Genomic DNA, 18,437 nt, shown 5'->3' with positions numbered 1-18,437 from the left:
AGCGGTCGGGCTCCCCAGCAGTCCGACGATGACGGTGCGCCCCTTCCTTCCGGCTTCCGGGCTGAAGCGGACGCAGTAACGGAGCGTGACCGTTGGCGACGAGACGCGGGCCCTTTGGCTCGTGGGCCACTCTCGTGCACTGCCTCAGTAGACGGTTGCCCGTCTCAGGACTGAACGGCCGAGCGCAGCTCGGGCAGGGACAGGACCTCGTCCAGCACGTCGACGTAGAGATCCACGTGCTCGCGACGGAACGTCATGGGCGGTTTGATCTTCAGTACGTTGTCGTGCACGCCATTGGGGAAGACGATGACGCCTCGCTCCTTCATGAGCTCGGTGACCATGAAGGCCTGCTCGGTGGCCGGCATCTTGGTGGTGCGGTTGCGGACCAGTTCGACGCCGAGGTAGAGCCCTTCCGCCCGTACGTCACCGATGAGCGGTTGGCGCTGCTGGAGCTCGCGCAGCGACTGGGCGAAGTACCCGCCCACGCTCATGGCGTTCTCCCTCAGCCCGTCCTGCTCGACGATGTCGAGCACGGCCTCGCCGATCGCGCAGGAGACCGGGTTGCCGCCGAAGGTGTTGAAGTACTTCATGCCCGTGTCGAACGCGTCGGCGATCTCCCGGGTCGTGACCACCGCCGCGAGGGGATGCCCGTTCCCGAGCGGCTTGCCCATCGTGACGATGTCCGGGACCACCCCCTGGAGCTCGAACCCCCACCAGGGCCCGAGTCGTCCGACGCCGACCTGGACCTCGTCGGAGATGCACAGGGCGCCAGCCCGCCTGGCAGCGGTGAACACGCCGTCGAGGTAGCCGTCGGGGAACACGATGTTCCCACCCGATCCCATCAGGGACTCGGCGATGAAGGCGGCCGGGGGTCGGCCGTCGGCCGTGATCCGCTCGATGACAGCGGCGGCGTCGCGCGCATACTTGGCTCCGGCGTCCGCGTCGTCGTACCCGTAGGTGCTGCGGTAGCGGTCCGGAATGACGACCTCGTGGGTGGTCGCGGGCGCACCGGCACCGCCGGGGCCCTTGTAACGGTTCGGGCTGATCCCGGTCACCACGCCGGTGTTTCCGTGGTACGCGCCGTCGATGTTGACGATGTGCCGGCGCCCTGTCACCTGGCGGGCGATCCGCAGCGCCAGGTCGTTCGCCTCGCTGCCGGTGCACACAAGGAAGACGACCTCGAGCGGGTCGGGCAGGGTGGCCACCAGCTTCTGTACGTAACTGGCGATCTGCGGGTAGACGAAACGGCTGTTGGTGTTGAGCTTGCGCAGCTGTCGGGTGGCGGCGGCCGTCACCCGCGGCTCGGCATGGCCGACGTGGGTGACGTTGTTCAGCGAGTCCAGATAGGCCAGGCCGTCCTCGTCGTGGAACCACACGTCCCGCCCACGCACGAGGTTCATCGGGGTGCGGTAGTAGTTGCGCTGGGAGCGAGCGATGTGGCGACGGCGCACTGAGACGACGTCGTCAATGGTGGGGACCTCGGCGGGGGATTCGGTGAATCCGAGGAGCCGGGCGGGGTCGGGTGACAGGTGGCTCCACACCTGCCGTGCGGAAGGCGGCACGACACGAGGCGGCGGCCACGTGGCCATCCGCGCGGTGCGGTGGACCTGCACCTGGACGCAGGGCCCGAGCGGGTCCTTCTCCTCGCTCGCGGCGGCGCGTCCCAACAGCGCCCCGGCCGGGACCGTCGCCGCGACGGGCGGCGTGTCGTCGAGTCCCCACCAGCACGTCCAGAACTCCAGCCCCTCGACGGCATGTCGCAGCACCAACGGCATCCCGGCGCCACCGCGGGCTTCGACGACTCCGGACAGCGGGCTGGCAACCTCCTCGGTGTCTGCCACGATCAGCGAACCGCCGAGCTGAACCGTCGCGGGCTCGTCGGCCCCCGGGCGGCGCCGGTCCCCCAGGAGCAACGATGCGCCGAGGTGGGGCACATAGCCCCGCAGCCGTCGTCCGTCGAGGACATCGTCGATGTTCGCCCGCACCGCCCTGGCGTCGTGCCAGTCGACTTCGTCGAAGAGATCACTTGCGGGTCGCAGGTCGAGCGGCTGCGGGGCCGGTGCGTACGGGGCACAGTCTCGGGCCGCCTCTGCCAGAGCCTCTTCCAGACCCCGCTGCTCCCGCGTCGGGGGGAGCCCGCACGCGACCCGGAACGTCGCCTCGGCGACATCGGGGCAGACCTCGGCGACCTGCCTGATCGTGGGCCAGGTGTGTTGCATGCGGGTCCGCCCGTACGGCGTGTCGCTCTCGGCGACCCGGCGCGTCCACGTCACGGCGTTCATGCACAGCCGGGCGGCCGCCAACGGATAGACAGCCGCCAGTTCCTCAGCCGTGAGGGGGAGCACCGAGTGGAAACCGGCCACGACTTCGGCCGCCGCAGCGAGCGGGTCGGCCTTGCGGACCATGGCGTAGCCCGCCGCGATCGCCACCTCCGCCGCGCGCACACTGTAGAGCGAGTCGCCCAGGTCGACGATGCCCGAGATCCGCAGCACCCCGTGCGCGTCGACGTCGGCCAGGACATTGGCGTCATTGAGATCCTGGTGTACGACGCTCCGCGGCAGTCGGTCCCAGGCCGGCAGGAGATCGTCGTACCAGCCCATGATCGTGCGCACCGACTCCCGCCGGTCCGCATCCTGTACGGCGTGCAGCGACGCCTCGACGATCTCGGCGGCCCGGCGCATGTCCCAGTCGTGCGGTTCCAGGCCCACCGGTGGCTCCATGCTGGAGAGTCCGAGGCTCAGCCGCCCGGCGGCTTCTCCCAGCTGACGCAGAAGTGCCGCGGGGTGGTCGTCGAGTTCCGCCAGGACCCGGCCCTCGAGCCAGCTCATCACGCGGACCACGTGCGTTCGGCCGTCGTGGACGACGGCGGCAAGGAACTTCCCCTCGCGTGTCGGGACCAGCCGTGGCACCGGGAGGTCGGGAACGGTGGCGGCCAGATGCTGGAGAAGCGAGTTCTGCCAGAGGACGTCGGCCGAGTCCGGCTCCGCGCGGGTGACCCGTACGAAGTAGCGCATGCCGTCGTCGCCGGTGATCCGGACGTTCTGGTCGATCTCCCCTCCCAGTGGGTGCTGGACATATCCCTCGAGTCCGAAGGACTGCCGCAGCACGTGATCGAGGAGCGAGCCCGGCAGTTGGCCGGTGTGACCGGGGACGGTCGTTCCGTCCTGGCCGGTGGTGGACGCTGAGGTCATCGGTGCGTTCTCTCTCTCGTCGTCAGGTCGCGATCGATTGCGGTTCCCGGGGGTGACAGGCAGGGCTGCCGCGGCTGTGTCTCGATCGCTGCACGGGCTGCGCAGACTTTGGCCAAGTCGGCGACCGACAGGTCCAGAGCGAACTCCCCCGTTCGGTCCTTCCCCTCGATGCCCCACTCCGACGACCGCGGGGGCCGGGCCAGGACGCGCTCCAGCACCCGGTCGGCGATCAGGTCCGAGGTGGGCCGTCCGTCAAAGGCGGAGGGCCTCGGCGGGTTCCATCGGTCTCCTCATGGTCATCGGCCCTCGCCTTGAGCTCGGCGTAGTCTCTGGGGGAAGTCCTGGGTGATCTCGATCCCGCTCCGCCTGGCGAACCGCCGACACTGACCCGGGGAACGCGGCGCCCATGTCACGAGCTCTCTTCAGGTGATGCGTCAGATGAAACACCGCGGAGAATCCGGCAACAAGGGACGCGAGGCCGCGATATCGATCCCGTATTTTGTGCCTGTGCACAATTACTGCCAGGGAGCCCCACCGGCATTGCAGCGGCATCACCCGGAAACGGCCCCGGATCCGTCCGGTGACGGCTGTCGTCGGGAGAGGCGGTCCTCGTGAGCGGGCCGGGACGCCGTCAGGGCCGGGCCCGCCACGACGCCGTGCAGGCGATCGCGCGCCGGCTCCTCGAGGAACGGCTCGACGAACTGACCTCTCGCGCTCTCGAACAGCTGGAAGCCGAGGAGCCTGCCTACGCGTCGGCGGACTGGGACCCGGTCCAGAAAAGGGAGGGGATGCGACGAACCCTCGAACTCGCGCTGACCCGGCTGGCCGGCGGTCCCGTGCCCCGGACAGTCTCGCGCGCCACCGAGGACGTGGGACGCGAGCGAGCGGAGCAGGCTTTTCCCCTGACCGCTCTGATGCACTCCTTCCAGCTGGACCTCAGGACCCTGTGGGAGGCCGTGCTCGCAGAGGGGCGAGCACGTGGCATCAGCGCCGATCCCGACTTCCTCGACGGGCTGATCCGCGTCTGGGAGGCGACGGACGCCAACAGCGTCGAGGTCGTCGACGCCTACCGCCGCACCGAGCGCGACCTGGCGAGCCGTCGTACGGAGGTGCGCAACCGCGCCTTCAGCCGCCTGGTCCTGGAAGGGGAGCAGGATCCCTCCACCGTCGCCGAGGCCTCCACGTTGCTGGGCTTCTCCGAGAACGTCGCCCTGACCGTGGTCGTGGTCGAATCCGTTCCTACCGGGGACCCGGCTGTGTCCCAGGTCGACGATGCGCTGCGTCGGGGCGGCCTGGTACGTCACTTCGGATGGATGGGCGACGAGCTCCTCGGCATCATCGGTCACGGACGGTGCGATGAAGAGGCCATGCTTGCCATGCTCCGGCCGTTCGCCCCGTGGCGCTGCGGCGTCGCGGAAGTCCCCGGGCTGGCGCTGACGGCGCGGGGCATCCGGTTCGCACGTGCCGCGATCCGCAGCTCCGCGCAGCCCGGAGTGCGACACGTGGAGGGCCACTGGATCGGGGCGATCATGTCGGCGCAGGAGGAGCTCACCAGTGCGATGGCCGCCGACGTGCTGCGCCCACTGCTCAGGCTGCGCGACCGCGACAGCATCGTCGAGACCCTGCGCTGGTACCTCGACCTGGGCTCTGTCGCCGAGGTGGCCGCACGCACCTACCGTCACCGGAACACGGTGGGCAATCGCCTGCAGGCCGCGGAAGAGGCGACCGGGCTGAAGCTGTCCCGACCGAACGAGGCCGCCCGGCTGGTCCTCGCCCTGGCATGGCTGGAGACGGAAGCGGGCGCCCGCTTCCGGGCGACGACGTCCTGATCCACCGATCGCTGGACGGGCCTGGGCGACAACCGGGCCGGGGCCGCGACCGAGGGAGCTTGAGCCGAAGCGTGGCGGTCAGAGGCCATATGCGTTTCATGAGGACTGCAGCCTTGGCCGCCGAGCAGAACTGCATCGGAACCCCGACAGGAGATTGTGCACAAGCACAAAATACGCGGTCGATCTCGCGGCCTCACGTCCCTTGTTGCCGGATTCTCCACAGTGCTTCACTGACGCATCGCCTCAAGCCGGAGAGCGGCTCATCGCATCAGCATCCGCCGTAACAGGTCGCCGCCCCAACGCCTCGGCAGCTCCTGAACTTCCCATGCGGCCGACCTGGCCGCACTCGACGAGATCGTCACTCCCGTAAAAAGAATGCCCTTTATATCCGAAGAGAGGTTGAATATCATGCGCCAGATCGTCACCTTCGATGCCTACGGCACTCTGGTCGACTTCCAGCTCGGCCCCACCACCCTGAAGGTCCTGGCGGACCGGCTGGACCTGGACCGTCTGAACGTCGACGAGTTCCTCGACGACTTCCGCATCATGCGGTTCCACGCCGTCCTGGAGGCATACCGCCCCTTTCGCGAGCTGCTGCCCGCCAGCCTGGAGATAGCGATGCGGCTGCACGGCCTGGAGTACCGGCAGTCCGACGGCGAGGCCCTGGTCGCGGCCGTGCCCACCTTCGGCCCCCACCCCGAGGTCCCGGCCGCCCTGCGGGCGCTGAAGTCCCGGTACGAGATCGCCATCATCTCCAACACGGACGACGACCTCATCGCCCAGAACCTGGCCAACATGGGCGTCGAGTTCGACCATGTCATCACCGCCCAGCAGGCCAAGGCGTACAAGCCGTCCCGGCAGACCTTCGAGTACGCCTTCCAGACGATGGACATCGACCCCGCCCACGTCATCCACGTCGCCCAGGGCTGGGAGTACGACCTCATCCCGACCCGCGACCTCGGCCTCGCTCGCCGCGTGTGGATCAACCGCTACGGCCACAACGGTTCCATCGGCGCCCGCGGCAGCGCCGACTACCAGCCCTTCGACGAGCTGCCCGACCTGTCCGGCCTGCCGGCCCTGCTCGGCTGCTGAGCCGGGACCCGGACAAGACACCCCTGGACGACCCCGAGCAGGCGGACCTGGTGGTCATCGGCGGCGACCTCACCGGCCTGTCCACCGCCTACCACGCGGCACGCAAGGGCTCCCACGTCATCCCGTGGAGAAGGACAAGGCCGGCTCCGGCGCCTCCGGGCGCAACGGCAGCATGTGCACCCTGGGCATCACCATCAGTCCCGCCGAGGCGCGAAAGCACTACGGGCAGCCGCGGGCCCGGGATCTGTACGACGCCTTCCGCGAGGCGGTGGACCTGGCGGAGGAGCTGACGGTCAAGGAGCAGATCGACTGCGACTCCCACCGCGTAGGACGTCTGGGCGTCGCGTTCAAGCCGCAGCACTTCGAGAGCATACGGGCCAAGCAGCGCGATCTGGGCGACTGCTTCGGCCACGACACCACGCTGCTGAGCAAGAGCGATCTACGTGCCGAGCCGGGCTCCGACTACTACCACGGAGCCCTGCTCGACCCGCTAAGCGCGCATCTTCACGTCGGCAAATACGACCATGGCCTGGCCGAGGCCGCCGAACTCGCAGGGGCTCAGATCCACGAACGCAAGCGCCGCCACCGCGCTGCACCGCCTCCCCGAGGGTTTCCTCGTCGAGCCCCTGCACGGCACCATCCGCGCCACGCAGGCCATGGCGGCCACCGACGTCTACACCGACAGGGCCATGCCCTGGTTCCGCAAGCGGCCACTTGGGCGAGGAGGGGGCCCGGCAGCTCATCCCCAACAACCGCGTGGTCGTGTCCTCCGATCGACTATGTGTGGGGCGGCATGGTCGGGTTCTCCTTCGACCGCGTTCCGCACGCGGGCGAGGACAACGGCCTCTACTACTCCATGGGTTACTGCGGCCACGGCATCCAGATGGCCACCTACATGGGCCGCGCCATGGCCGAGGTCATGGACGGCCACCCGCAGGCCAACCCCATGCGCGGCTTCGGCTTCCCCGAGGTTCCGGTGCCGTTCTACAACGGCACCGCCTGGTTCCTGCCCTTCGCCGGGGCGTACTACAAGGCCAAGGACCGGCTGCGCTGACCCTCAAACAAGAGACAGCCCGATCGTGCGGTACGGCATGCCCGCGGCGCTCGAGCCGGGCGAGTAATCGGGCGAACGGCGAAGTTCAGTGTCCCCTGACGACGTGCGCCAGGAGCCCTGACCTGCTGCGCACCCGTGAGCGGCTGATGTCCGCGTCGGAGAGGTTGACCGGGCTCGCAGCGAGGCCGTACCTCGGTCGAGGGGATCCGCCGAGTCCGGCACTCAGGTCGCCCAGGTCAAGGCCTACCTCGGCGACCTGAGTGCCGAGGAACGGGCACAGATTCAGGAGGCCGTCGCCGTGGTCCGGCGCAGCCGCAGCATGAAGCTCGGCATGCCCCGTATCGGACAGCCCCTGCCCGACGTCCGCCCCCGGAAGTACGCATGATGCGCCAAGGCCGCCAGGACAGCACTGACCGCCGACAGCAGCGGATGGTCGGCGCCCTCGAAGCAGGGGCCCAGAATGGCTCACCCGTCAGCGTCTCCGGCGTCGCCCGACAGGCCGGGGTGGACCGCATGGGGATGCTCGGTATCACTGACCTCGCCACCCGCCGACTCGGAGAACTCTCCGGCGGACAGCGGCAACGCGCCCTGATCGCCCAAGGACTCGTCCAAGGACTCGCCCAAGAGTCGGACCTGCTCGTCCTGGACGAACCGACCACCGGCCTGGCCCCCGAAGCAAGGGACCGGATCGCCGCGCTGCTGACGGAGTTGGTCGCCGACGGCAGCACCGTCGTTCAGGCCACCCACGACCTGGGAACCGCACGCTCGGCGGACGCCTGCCTCCTGCTCCACGACGGTCGGCCGGCGGGGCAGGGACACCCCGAGCAACTCCTCACCGCCTCAACGCTCGCCCAGATATGGCAACCGGTGTGAGATCTGACGCGCCGGTAGGCAGCGGGGTCAGGACGCCGCTGCCATGCCGACCATGCCGAGGCGAGAACTGACGCACCACCCTCAACGACGCGACCTTCGTCTCCGAGTCCACCGCCCGAGCGGCGGATCACCTGGGGGAAGTGGGAGTGGTCGTGCTCTGCCACGGCGATTCCAGCAGTCCAGCTCGCTCGGGGAGACGACTGCCGATGACGCACGCGACCTGCTCGACAACAACCCCCTGAACGCGTTCCTGGTCATGAAGCTGACCGATGCCGCTCGATGCTCCGGTGATCGCGGCGTTGACATCCTGGAGTCTCATGTTCGTTCCCTGTCAGGCCAGCACCTGACCGCTGCCCGCCACGGCCTCTGGCCGCAGCAGGTCGGCGAGTGTCTCGGCGGGCAACAGGCCCTTTTCCAAGACGAGTTCGGCCACGCCCCGGCCGGTGGCGAGGGCTTCCTTGGCGATGTCGGTGGCGGCCGTGTAGCCGATGTGCGGGTTGAGGGCGGTGACCAGGCCGATGGAGTTCTCCACGGTCTGGCGCAGTGCCTCGGTGTTGGCGGTGATGCCGTTCACACAGCGCTCGGCCAGGGTCAAGCAGGCGGCCCGCAGGTGGGTGATGGACTCCGAGAGGGAGTGCAGGATGATCGGCTCGAAGGCGTTGAGCTGGAGCTGTCCGGCTTCGGCAGCCATGGTGATGGTGACGTCGTTGCCGATGACCTCGAAGGCGACCTGGTTGACAACCTCGGGGATCACCGGGTTGACCTTGCCCGGCATGATCGACGAACCCGCCTGCACCGGCGGCAGGTTGATCTCACCCAGGCCCGCGCGCGGCCCGGACGACAGCAGCCGCAGGTCGTTGCAGCTCTTGGACAGCTTCACCGCGATCCGCTTGAGCACACCCGACATCTGCACGAACGCACCGCAGTCCTGGGTGGCCTCGACCAGGTTGGCCGCGGTGACCAGCGGCAGACCGGTGATCTCGGCGAGGTGGCGGCGCACCGACTCCGCGTACCCCGCAGGGGCATTGAGGCCCGTGCCGATGGCCGTCGCACCCAGGTTGATCTCATGGATCAACTCGACCGCCTCGGCAAGACGGGACCGGTCCTCCTCGATCATGACGGCATACGCCGAGAACTCCTGCCCGAGCGTCATGGGCACCGCGTCCTGCAACTGGGTCCGGCCCATCTTCAGCACGTCACGGAACTCGACCGCCTTGCGCGCGAACGCGTCCTGAAGCACCGACATCGCCTTGAGCAGCCCGCGCACCGCGAACACCGTCGCGATCTTCACGGCGGTCGGGTAGACGTCATTGGTCGACTGACCGAGGTTGACGTCCTCGTTGGGATGCAGGTACCGGTACTGGCCCTTTTCGAACCCCAGCAACTCCAAAGCCCGGTTGGCGACGACCTCGTTGGCGTTCATGTTCGTCGAGGTGCCGGCGCCGCCCTGGATCACGTCGACGACGAACTGGTCGTGCAGCGAGCTGTCACGGATCTCCCGGCACGCGGCGACGATCGCGGCGGCCTTCTCCGGCGCCAGCAGCCCGAGTTCCTCGTTGGCGAGAGCGGCGGCCTCCTTCACGGCGGCCAGGGCGTCGATCAGATGCGGATAGGCGGAGATGGGAGTGCCGGTGATCGGGAAGTTCTCCGTGGCACGCAGGGTGTGCACACCCCAGTAGGCGTCGACGGGGACATCCCGGTCGCCGAGCAGGTCGTGCTCGATGCGGGTGGCGGCGTTCATGAGGCTGAGGGCTTCTCTCGGGAGGCAGGGGGGCCTTCCGCGCGGCTGCGCGGAAGGCCCCGTGGTGTCGCCGGTGTCGGTACCTGCTCAGAGCAGGCGGTCCTTCGCCTTGTAGTAGGCGCCGCCGAACGGCAGGAACCAGGGAGTGCCGTTGTAGAAGGGGACAGGCACCTTCGGGAAGCCGAAGCCGCGCATCGGGTTGGCCTCCGGATTGCCGTCCATCATCTCGGCGACCGCGCGGCCCATGTACGTGGCCATCTGGACGCCGTGGCCGCAGTAACCCATGGAGTAGTAGAGGCCGTTGACCTCGCCCGCGTGCGGGATGCGGTCCCAGGAGAAACCGACCATGCCGCCCCACACGTAGTCGATGCGCACCCCCGCGAGCTGCGGGAAGATCTCGGTCATCTCCCGCTTGAGGATGTCACCGCTCTTGACGTCGGAGGCCGGGTTGGAGGGAGCGAAGCGGGCCCGGCCGCCGAAGGCGAGGCGGTTGTCCGGCGTGAGACGGATGTAGTTGCCGACATTCTTGTGGGCGACCAGCAGGCGGCCGTTGGGGATGAGCTCCTTGGCGCGCGCCTCCCCCAGCGGCTCGGTGACGATGATGAAGCTGCCGACGTTGATCAGCCGCTTGCGGAACCACGGCATCGACTGGTCGGTGTAGGCGTCCGTCGCCGCCATGACCTGCTTGGCACGGATGGTGCCGCGCATGGTCTCCACCACGAAGCCGCCGCCAGGGAGGCGGGTGAGGCCGGTGGCGGCGTTGCGCTCGTGGATCTCGGCACCGGCACGCTCGGCGGCGTCCGCCAGGCCGACGACGAACTTGCCCACGTGCAGGGCTGCGCCGAGCGGGTCGAGCAGGGCGCCGTGGTAGTGGTCCGAGCCCAGCTCGGCGCGCAGCTCGCTCTTGCTCAGGACGACCGTCTCGTGGCCGAAGTTCTCGGCCAGGTCGCGCTGCTTGGCGTGCATGCCCTCGAGGTGCTTGGGCTTGCAGACCAAGCCGAGGCGCCCGGCACGGTGGAAGTCGCAGTCGATCTTCTCCTTGACCGCGATCTCCTCGACGAGGTCCACTGCGACACGGAACGCGTCGTAGAGCTCGCGAGCACGTTCCTGCCCGTATCGCTGGCGGGCCTGGGCCGGGCTGATGGTGATGCCGGGGTTGCAGTGGCTGCCGTTGCGCCCGGAGGCTCCCGAACCGACCTGGTCCTTCTCGACCAGGACGACCCGGGCGCCCTTGCGGGCGGCGTGGTAAGCGGTGGACAGGCCGGTGAGGCCGCCGCCGATCACCACCACATCCGCCTCGTCGGGCAGGTCCTTCCCGGAACGGTCGGGCAGGGCGGGGGCTGTGTCCATCCAGTAGGGGATCTGCTTCATGGCGTGCGTCCTCTGTGTTCTCGGTCTGTTTCGCCGTTGCGCCGTCGGTCAGCAGCCGAGCAGCTTCGGCAGGCCCGACAGGTCGGGCAGCTCGTCGTAGGGCTGGTAGTCGGCGCTGCCCTTGCGGCCGTAGCGGTTGATCCACACGCGGCGCTTCAGGCCGAGGTCGCGGGTCGGGATGTGGTCGTACTCCCAACCCTGGGCGACGTGAATGACCTGCGACGACTCGACACCCATGGTCCGGAAGGCGTGCTTGAAGGTCTGACGGTCCGGCTTGTAGGCGCCGGCCTGCTGAGCGGTGATGACGTAGTCGAACTCGACTCCGATGTTCTCCACGTTCCGCGCGATCAGGTTGTCGTCGGAGTTGGAGATGATGGCGATCTCGTACTTGGTCTTCAGCTTCCGCAGGGCCTCCGGGACTTCCGGCCAGGGGCCGAAGGTGGGGACGGCGTCCACGAGGGCCTCGCCGTCGGTCTCGCGGTACTCCAGGCCGTGCAGGCGCATGGCGTTGCGCAGGCTGGAGTGCAGGACCTCGTGGTAGGGGCGGTAGGCCTCCAGGACGGCCTGGAAGCGCATGACGCGGAAGTCGTCGAGGAACTCGTCGACATCCAGGTTGTCCAGGTCGAGCCGGTCCTCCAGAACCTTCAGGGTGGTGGGACCGAGCTCGAAGTTGATCAGGGTGGCGTAGGCGTCGAAGGTGACGATCTCTCGCATGGTGTCCAGCCTTGCTCTCGCGGTTCTCTCAACAGGGGGTGGGGACTTCAGACGACGCGTTCGCCAGGGGCGACGATCGCGTCGAGTACGGCCAGGTCGGCCGGGCTCGGTATCCAGTCGGCCGCCGCCGCGTTGGCGGTGACCTGTTCGGGGGTCATGGCGCCGCAGATGACGGAGCCGACGGCAGGGAGGGCCGCCAGTGCGCCGATCGCGACCTGGAGGAGGGTCAGGCCGCGATCGGCGCCGTACTCGGTGAGCGCCTCGACCTTGCCGAGGGCCGCGTCGGTGAGCCAGCCCTGCCGCCAGGACAGCCGGCTGCCCGGCGGGGGCTCCTCACCGCGCCGGTACTTGCCGCTGAGCAGGCCGTTGGCCAGCGGGTAGTACGGCAGCAGACCTACGCCGTGGCGCAGGCAGGCCGGGATCAGGTCCTGCTCCACGCCGCGGTCGAGCAGGTGGTAGCGGTTCTGAGTGGACACGAAAACGTCCGTGACGTACTCGGCGGGGAGGTTGGAGCAGCCGATGTACCGGATCTTGCCCTCGTGGACCAGCTCCTGGAGCGCGGCTTGCGTCTCCTCCAGCGGCGTGACGCCGTCCGGCTCGTGGTACTGGTACAGGTCGATCCGGTCGGTGCCGAGCCGGCGCAGTGACGCCTCCACCGCGTACCTGATGTAGGCGCGGGACCCACGCGGACCGTACAGGTCGGCGTCCCGGCTCATCTCCATGCCGAACTTGGTGGCCAGCACCACGTGGTCACGGCTGCCCTTGAGCGCTGCACCGAGGAGCCGTTCGCCGTCGCCGCGGGAGCCGCCCCGTTCGCCGGCCCCGCCGTACATGTCGGCGGTGTCGAACAGAGTGATCCCCGCGTCGAGCGCGGCGTGGACGACGGCCTTGGTGCCCTCCTCGTCGAGGCGGGCGCCGAAGTTGTTGCCGCCGACGCCGACCGCGGAGACGATCGGGCCGCGCTCGCCGAGCGTCCGGTATCTCATGACCGGTTCCCGAACCCGATGCAGACGTTCTTGGTCTGCAGGTAGCTGGCCAGGCCTTCGAGACCCTTCTCCCGGCCCCAGCCGCTGTGCTTGTAGCCGCCGAAGGGCAGCTCCACGCCGGTGCCGACGCCGGTGGCGTTGACATAGACCTGGCCTGCACGGATGCCCTCGGCCAGCCGCATCGCCTTGTCGATGTCGCGGGTCCACACGTACGAGGCCAGGCCGTACGGGCTGTCGTTGGCGATCTCCAGCGCCTCGTCCACGTCGTCGAACTCGATGACCGTGACAACGGGGCCGAAGATCTCCTCGCGGGCACAACGGGCCTGGTTGTCCAGTCCGGTGAGCACGGTCGGCTGAACGTAGTAGCCGTCGGCCAGTTCGGGGTCGGCGGGGGCACCTCCGCCGACTCGCGCCACGGCGCCCTCCTCCCGCGCCAACTCCAGGTAGCCAAGGACCTGGTCCCTTTGCCGTGCGGCGACCAGCGGGCCGACGTCCGGGTCGGTGAGCCCCGGCCCGAGGCGCAGGGACGCGACGTGCGCGACGAGCTTGTCCAGGAACTCCTCGGCGCCGCGCTGGAGGAGCAGCCGGGTGCCGGCCGAGCAGGTCTGCCCGGCGTTGCCGAACGCGGAGGCGGCTACCGCGCCGAGCGCCAGGTCGAAGTCGGCGTCGGCGAAGACGACGACCGGCGACTTGCCGCCCAGTTCGGTGACGGAGGGCACCACGTTGGCGGCGGCGGCCTGGGCGACCTTGATGCCGGTGGGCACGGACCCGGTGAAGGTGACCTGGTCGATGTCCGGGTGGCCGGCGAGGGCCGCGCCGGTCTCGCCGTCGCCGGGGACCACGTTGAGCACGCCCGGCGGAAGGCCGCACTCAAGGGCGATCCTGCCGATCTCCAGCGGGGTGAGCGGCGCCTCGGGGGACGGCTTGAGCACCACCGTGCAGCCGGCGGCCAGCGCCGGGGCGGAGCCCCTCGCCGTGTTCTGCAGCGGGTAGTTGAACGGGATGATGTGGCCGGATACGCCGATCGGCTCGCGGACGGTGTAGTCGAGCAGGCCGGGGCCGAGCGGGACCGTCGAGCCGCCGAGCTTGTCGGCGACGCCCGCGTAGAACTCGAAGTAGCGGGCGGCCGCTTCGACATCGGCCTTCGCCTGGCGCAGCGGCTTGCCGACGTCCTGGCTCTCCAGGCGGGCGAGCCGTTCGCTCTGGTAGCGGATGGCCTCCGCGATGCGGAACAGGATCCGGCCCCGGTCGGCGGCACGCATCCCGGACCACTCGGGAGCGGTGAAGGCCGCGCGGGCGGCGGCCACCGCCTGGTCCACGTCCGCCTTGCCGGCCAGCGCCACCTGGGCGATGGCCGTGTCGTTCGACGGGTCGAGGACCGTGAAGAAGCGTCCGTCGGCGGCCGGGACGTGCTTGCCGTCGATCAGCAGCTCGGTCAGTTGCAGTTCGGTCGGTTGCAGTTGGTCGCTCATGGCTGGATCTCTCCCAGCACCTCGCCGAAGATGACGACCTCGTCGCCCGGGCGGACCGTGCGGATCCGGCGGACCCAGAGCACGATGCCCTCCTGTGGGGCAATGACCTCTTCCAGCGTGTTGCCGTAGTGGTCGGTGATGGTGGCGATCAGGTCGCCTTCCTTGCAGGTCTCTCCCGGCTCGGCGCGGGCGACGAAGAAGCCGCCGGCGGCGGAGCGGGCGAAGGTGCCGGAGACCGTCGTGTAGGTGTCCCGCAGCTCCGCCTCGCCGTCGATCATGCCGAGGCTGCGCAGGATGTTGCGGATCGAGTGCATGTGGTGCTCGACGTTGGTCTCGCGGTAGGTGGCGCCGCCGCACTCGATGGTGATGGCGGGCTTGCCTGCTTCGAGGACGGGGTGGCGGACCGTGCCGCCCCACTTGCCGCCCTTCCAGACCAGCTCGTGCCCTGCGGCGAGGGCCAGGTCCGTCGCCAGGTCCTCGTAGCCGCCCTGGAGGATGACCAGCGGGGCGATCTCGCCGTAGGCGCCACCGGTGTGCAGGTCGACCACGGCGTCGACGGCGGGGACGACCTTCTCGACGAAGGTGGCGGCCAGACGCTGGGAGTAGGAGCCCTCCGCGTCGCCCGGGAAGATGCGGTTGAGGTTGAGGTGGTCGATGCCGCTGGCACGGGCCGCCGCCTCGAAAGCCGGGGTGTTGAGGCAGGGGATGCCGACGACGGTGCCGCGCAGGGTGGCCGGGTCGACCTCGGCGAGCACGCGGCGGATGGCCTCCTGACCGTCGTACTCGTCGCCGTGCACGCCCGCGTCCACACACAGGACCGGGCCGTCCTGGACGCCGTTGACGACGATCAGCGGGATGCCGAGCTCCACGCCGTAGCTGCTGGTGCCGACCGGGATCAGGCCCTGGGCGCGCTCGCCGGGGGCGACGGTCAGCGGACCGATGGAGTACATGTGGATCCTTTCCAAGAGGTGGATCAGATGCGGGCCGATGCCTCGGCGAGGACGCCCGCGATGATCGCGGCGATACGGTCGAGGACGGCGCGGTCGCTGATCAGCGGGGGCGCGATCTGGACCAGCGGCGCGGAGCGGTTGTAGACGCGGGCCAGCAGGCCGGCCTCGCGCAGCCGACGAGGGATCAGGTCGCCGATGAGTTCGGTTCGGGCCTTGGCGCTGAAAGCGCCGTCGTCGAGGTCGCCGACGAGTTCGCAGGAGTAGAAGAACCCGGTGCCGCGGACGTCGCCGACGATCGGCAGGTCCTTGAGCGCCGCAATGCGCCTCGCCAGGTTGCCCTGGAGACCGCGGACGTTGTCCAGGATGCGGTCCCGCTCCATGATCTCCAGGTTGCGCAGGGCGATGGCCGTGCTCAGCGGGTGCCCGGCGAAGGTGTAGCCGTGGTTGAGGACCGCGCCGGGGCGGTTGATGACCTCGGTGACCTTGGTACCGACCAGGGTCGCGCCCAGGGGGGCGTATCCGGCCGTGATGCCTTTGGCGACAGTGACCATGTCCGGGCGGGCGCCGTAGCGGTCACCGCCGAACCACTCGCCGATCCGGCCGAAGGCTGTGATGACCTCGTCGGCGACGAGCAGGAAGCCGTACCGGTCGGCGAGCGCCCGCAAGCCCTGCCAGTAGCCCTGGGGCGGGGTGATGCAGCCGCCCCGGTTCTGCACCGGCTCGGCGATCAGCATCGCGACGGTCTCGGGGCCCTCGGTCAGGATCGCGGCCTCCAACTCCGCGAGCAGCCAGGCCGTGTACACCTCGTCGTCCGCGAACTCCGCTGCAAGGCCCATGCGGTTGGTGTTCGACACGAACCTGGTGTCGATCGCCGGCTGGCCGTACGGCTCCGTCAGCCCGGGGTCGTCGTTGAACGACAGCGTGCCGATGGTCAGTCCGTGGTAGGCGCCGCGCCGGGCGATAGCCTTGACCCGTCCCGGCTCCCCGCGCAGGGCGTGGTAGCGGCGGGCGATCTTCCAGGCGGTCTCGACGGCTTCGGCGCCGCCGCTCGAGAAGAAGGTGTGCTCGATGTCGACGGGGGCGATCCGGGACAGCCGTTCGGCGAGCTCGATGGCCGAGGGGTGCGCGGACCCGGTCCACAGCGGGCTGTAGCACAGCTCGCGCAGTTGCCGTTCGGCGGCCTCGGCGAACTCGGGGCCGTAGGAGTAGCCGAGTTGGCAGCAGTACAGCCCCGACAGGCCGTCGATGTAGCGCCTGCCGTCCGCGTCCTCGACGTACGGGCCCTCCCCTCGCTGGACGACGAGGAGGTCTTCGCCCTCGTCGCCGAGCGATCCGTTGGCGGTCATGTGCAGCAGCAGGTGCCGCTGAGCGGTGGCCGCGGTCAGCTGAGCGGCGGCGGTGGTCATACGGCTTCGCCTCCCGGGTTGGCGACGCCGACGGTGTTCTCGACCGAGAGCAGGGATTCCTGCCGTCCGGAGCCGAGCCAGCGCACCAGGGCGACCAGGCCGAGCGCGAGGATCGCGAAGGCGATGAGGATCGCGCTGACCGCGGTGACGCTGGGGTCGATCTCGAAGGTGAGCGAGTTGTAGACCTGGACGGGGAGGGTGACGGTGTCGACGGAGGAGAGGAACTGGGAGATGTAGAACTCGTCGAAGCTGGTGATGAAGGAGAAGATCGCCGCCGCGATCATGCCCGGTGCCGCGAGAGGGAAGGTGATCTTCCGGGCGATGGTGAGCCGGCCGGCGCCCATGCTGGCGGCGGCGTCTTCGAGGCGTTCGTCGATGCCGCGCAGGGTCGCGATCAGGATCAGCACCGCGATGGGTGAGGCGAGGACGGTGTGGCCGAGGGCGATGGCGATGGGGCTGCCCAGCATCGCGGCCGGCTCGAAGAGCAGGAACAGGCCGAGTGCGGTGACGATCTGCGGGATCACCAGCGGGCCGAGGACCAGGGCGAAGACCGCGGAGCGCAGCGGGAGTTCGCTGCGGACGAGGGCGGTCGCCGCGGTGACGCCGATGATGAGGGAGAAGACGGTGCTCAGGGCGGCGATCAAGGCGGACAGGGAGAGCGCGGCGGGCCACTTGCTGCCGTCGGCGAACAGGGCCTTGTACCAGTTCAGCGTCCACGCCTCGGGCGGGAAGGCGGCGAAGGCGTTGTTGCTGAAGGAGGTGACGAGGATGACGGCGATCGGCAGCGCGAGGAAGAGGAGGATGACGGTGGCCACGGCGGTGAGGGCGATGCGGCCGGTGAGGGACTTGCGCAGTTCCATCATGTGGCGCTCCTCTTCTTACGGCTGGCGCCGAGCGAGGTCACGGCCTTGACCAGCAGCAGTCCGGCCAGGGTGAGGACCAGCAGGATCACGCCCTGCGCGGCGGCCCCGTTCCACTGGTTCTCCTTGGTCACCTGCTGGTTGATGAGGGTGGCGATCATCGTCTGGTTGGGGCCGCCCATCAGGGCCGGGGTGATGTAGTAGCCCAGCGACAGGATGAAGCTGAGCAGTCCGGCACTGGCCAGGCCCGGGGCGACCAGCGGCAGATAGATCCGCCGGAAGATGGTCACCTTGCCCGCGCCCATGCTGGACGCGGCCGCCAGCAGCCGGCGGTCCACCCCGCGCATCACCCCGTACAGCAGCAGCACCGTGTACGGCAGCATCATCGACGTCGTACCGATGACCACACCGAGCTCGTTGTAGAGCAGCTGGAACGGCGTCCCGGGGACCGCCATCGCGGCCAGGGACTCGTTCACCAGGCCCTTGTCGCCCAGCATGATGATCCAGCCATAGGTACGCACCAGCGCGCTGACGAAGTGCGGGACGACCACGACCAGCATGGCCAGACCCGCCCAGATGGGCTTGAGCCGGGTGATGGCCTGGGCCAGGACGAACCCGAACACCAGACTCAGCACCGCTGTCTCGGCGGAGATCCGCAGCGTCGTGAACAGCACCGACAGGTTCACGCCGGTCAGTGCGTCGGCGTACCAGTGCAGGGTGAACGATCCGTCGGCGTCCTTCAGGCTGAGCAGCAGCGTGGAGAAGATCGGGTAGACGAACAGCAGCAGCAGATAGACGACGACCGGCAGCGCGTAGAAGATCCCGACCCGCGTCCGGCGCGAAGCCAGCAGCTTGCGCGGACGGGCGGGAGCCCCCGCGGTGAGGGTGGCGGCCATGA

14 protein-coding genes are annotated in these 18,437 nt (G+C 69.2%); 4 read left to right on the top strand and 10 right to left on the bottom strand.

Annotation, left to right across the window (positions count from 1 at the left end; translation table 11 throughout):
• Positions 1-164: 164 nt before the first annotated feature.
• On the bottom strand, positions 165-3,191 hold the full coding sequence (locus P8T65_RS43385) for an aminotransferase class III-fold pyridoxal phosphate-dependent enzyme (RefSeq protein WP_316730929.1): 3,027 nt from the start codon (positions 3,189-3,191) through the stop codon (positions 165-167).
• Between the two features lie 611 nt (positions 3,192-3,802).
• Between P8T65_RS43385 and P8T65_RS43380 the strand changes: the two genes are divergently transcribed.
• From P8T65_RS43380 to P8T65_RS43365, 4 genes are all read left to right on the top strand, one after another.
• Positions 3,803-5,020, top strand: coding sequence for a helix-turn-helix domain-containing protein (locus tag P8T65_RS43380; RefSeq protein ID WP_316730928.1), 1,218 nt, complete (start codon positions 3,803-3,805; stop codon positions 5,018-5,020).
• A 408-nt stretch (positions 5,021-5,428) separates the two neighbouring features.
• Complete coding sequence (locus P8T65_RS43375) at positions 5,429-6,112, top strand: haloacid dehalogenase type II (RefSeq protein WP_316730927.1); 684 nt, start codon at positions 5,429-5,431, stop codon at positions 6,110-6,112.
• A 124-nt stretch (positions 6,113-6,236) separates the two neighbouring features.
• Positions 6,237-7,166 carry an FAD-binding oxidoreductase gene (locus P8T65_RS43370; RefSeq protein ID WP_316730926.1) on the top strand — a complete coding sequence of 310 codons (930 nt, stop codon included), beginning with the start codon at positions 6,237-6,239 and terminating at the stop codon, positions 7,164-7,166.
• Positions 7,167-7,595: 429 nt separating this feature from the next.
• A complete protein-coding gene (locus P8T65_RS43365; protein WP_399103396.1) occupies positions 7,596-8,039 on the top strand; it encodes an ATP-binding cassette domain-containing protein in 444 nt (147 codons plus the stop codon).
• 331 nt (positions 8,040-8,370) lie between these two features.
• Here the strand turns inward: P8T65_RS43365 and aspA are convergent, their stop codons facing one another.
• The 9 genes from aspA to P8T65_RS43320 all read right to left on the bottom strand — a co-directional run bounded on the left by aspA (position 8,371) and on the right by P8T65_RS43320 (position 18,435).
• Positions 8,371-9,780, bottom strand: coding sequence for an aspartate ammonia-lyase (aspA, locus tag P8T65_RS43360; RefSeq protein WP_316730925.1), 1,410 nt, complete (start codon positions 9,778-9,780; stop codon positions 8,371-8,373).
• A gap of 87 nt (positions 9,781-9,867) precedes the next feature.
• Positions 9,868-11,151, bottom strand: a complete 1,284-nt coding sequence (locus tag P8T65_RS43355; protein WP_316730924.1) for an FAD-binding oxidoreductase — start codon at positions 11,149-11,151, stop codon at positions 9,868-9,870.
• 48 nt (positions 11,152-11,199) lie between these two features.
• Entirely contained in the window at positions 11,200-11,865 is a 666-nt protein-coding gene (locus tag P8T65_RS43350) for a haloacid dehalogenase type II (protein WP_031484183.1), read from the bottom strand.
• 47 nt (positions 11,866-11,912) lie between these two features.
• Positions 11,913-12,851, bottom strand: coding sequence for an aldo/keto reductase (locus P8T65_RS43345; RefSeq protein ID WP_316730923.1), 939 nt, complete (start codon positions 12,849-12,851; stop codon positions 11,913-11,915).
• Positions 12,848-14,323 carry an aldehyde dehydrogenase family protein gene (locus P8T65_RS43340; protein WP_316730922.1) on the bottom strand — a complete coding sequence of 492 codons (1,476 nt, stop codon included), beginning with the start codon at positions 14,321-14,323 and terminating at the stop codon, positions 12,848-12,850. The genes P8T65_RS43345 and P8T65_RS43340 overlap by 4 nt, the downstream gene beginning before the upstream one ends.
• The gene (locus P8T65_RS43335; RefSeq protein ID WP_316730921.1) at positions 14,320-15,273 is read right to left on the bottom strand and encodes a M14 family metallopeptidase; all 954 of its coding nucleotides are present in this window, start codon (positions 15,271-15,273) and stop codon (positions 14,320-14,322) included. The genes P8T65_RS43340 and P8T65_RS43335 overlap by 4 nt, the downstream gene beginning before the upstream one ends.
• A 23-nt stretch (positions 15,274-15,296) precedes the next feature.
• Complete coding sequence (locus tag P8T65_RS43330; RefSeq protein ID WP_316730920.1) at positions 15,297-16,679, bottom strand: aminotransferase class III-fold pyridoxal phosphate-dependent enzyme; 1,383 nt, start codon at positions 16,677-16,679, stop codon at positions 15,297-15,299.
• On the bottom strand, positions 16,676-17,542 hold the full coding sequence (locus P8T65_RS43325) for an ABC transporter permease (RefSeq protein ID WP_316730919.1): 867 nt from the start codon (positions 17,540-17,542) through the stop codon (positions 16,676-16,678). The genes P8T65_RS43330 and P8T65_RS43325 overlap by 4 nt, the downstream gene beginning before the upstream one ends.
• Positions 17,539-18,435, bottom strand: a complete 897-nt coding sequence (locus tag P8T65_RS43320; protein WP_316730918.1) for an ABC transporter permease — start codon at positions 18,433-18,435, stop codon at positions 17,539-17,541. Before P8T65_RS43320 ends, P8T65_RS43325 begins: the two co-directional genes overlap by 4 nt.
• Positions 18,436-18,437 lie beyond the last annotated feature (2 nt).

Source organism: Streptomyces sp. 11x1 (assembly GCF_032598905.1).
Classification (GTDB): Bacteria; Actinomycetota; Actinomycetes; order Streptomycetales; family Streptomycetaceae; genus Streptomyces.
This window is presented reverse-complemented; position numbering and strand designations above follow the sequence as displayed.

Excerpts from the sequence above, each read along its gene's own strand:
- P8T65_RS43385 (WP_316730929.1), bottom strand. The coding sequence starts at position 3,191 with ATGACCTCAGCGTCCACCACCGGCCAGGACGGAACGACCGTCCCCGGT.
- P8T65_RS43375 (WP_316730927.1), top strand. The coding sequence starts at position 5,429 with ATGCGCCAGATCGTCACCTTCGATGCCTACGGCACTCTGGTCGACTTC.
- P8T65_RS43365 (WP_399103396.1), top strand. The coding sequence starts at position 7,596 with ATGGTCGGCGCCCTCGAAGCAGGGGCCCAGAATGGCTCACCCGTCAGC.
- aspA (WP_316730925.1), bottom strand. The coding sequence starts at position 9,780 with ATGAACGCCGCCACCCGCATCGAGCACGACCTGCTCGGCGACCGGGAT.
- P8T65_RS43355 (WP_316730924.1), bottom strand. The coding sequence starts at position 11,151 with ATGAAGCAGATCCCCTACTGGATGGACACAGCCCCCGCCCTGCCCGAC.
- P8T65_RS43350 (WP_031484183.1), bottom strand. The coding sequence starts at position 11,865 with ATGCGAGAGATCGTCACCTTCGACGCCTACGCCACCCTGATCAACTTC.
- P8T65_RS43345 (WP_316730923.1), bottom strand. The coding sequence starts at position 12,851 with ATGAGATACCGGACGCTCGGCGAGCGCGGCCCGATCGTCTCCGCGGTC.
- P8T65_RS43340 (WP_316730922.1), bottom strand. The coding sequence starts at position 14,323 with ATGAGCGACCAACTGCAACCGACCGAACTGCAACTGACCGAGCTGCTG.
- P8T65_RS43335 (WP_316730921.1), bottom strand. The coding sequence starts at position 15,273 with ATGTACTCCATCGGTCCGCTGACCGTCGCCCCCGGCGAGCGCGCCCAG.
- P8T65_RS43330 (WP_316730920.1), bottom strand. The coding sequence starts at position 16,679 with ATGACCACCGCCGCCGCTCAGCTGACCGCGGCCACCGCTCAGCGGCAC.
- P8T65_RS43325 (WP_316730919.1), bottom strand. The coding sequence starts at position 17,542 with ATGATGGAACTGCGCAAGTCCCTCACCGGCCGCATCGCCCTCACCGCC.
- P8T65_RS43320 (WP_316730918.1), bottom strand. The coding sequence starts at position 18,435 with ATGGCCGCCACCCTCACCGCGGGGGCTCCCGCCCGTCCGCGCAAGCTG.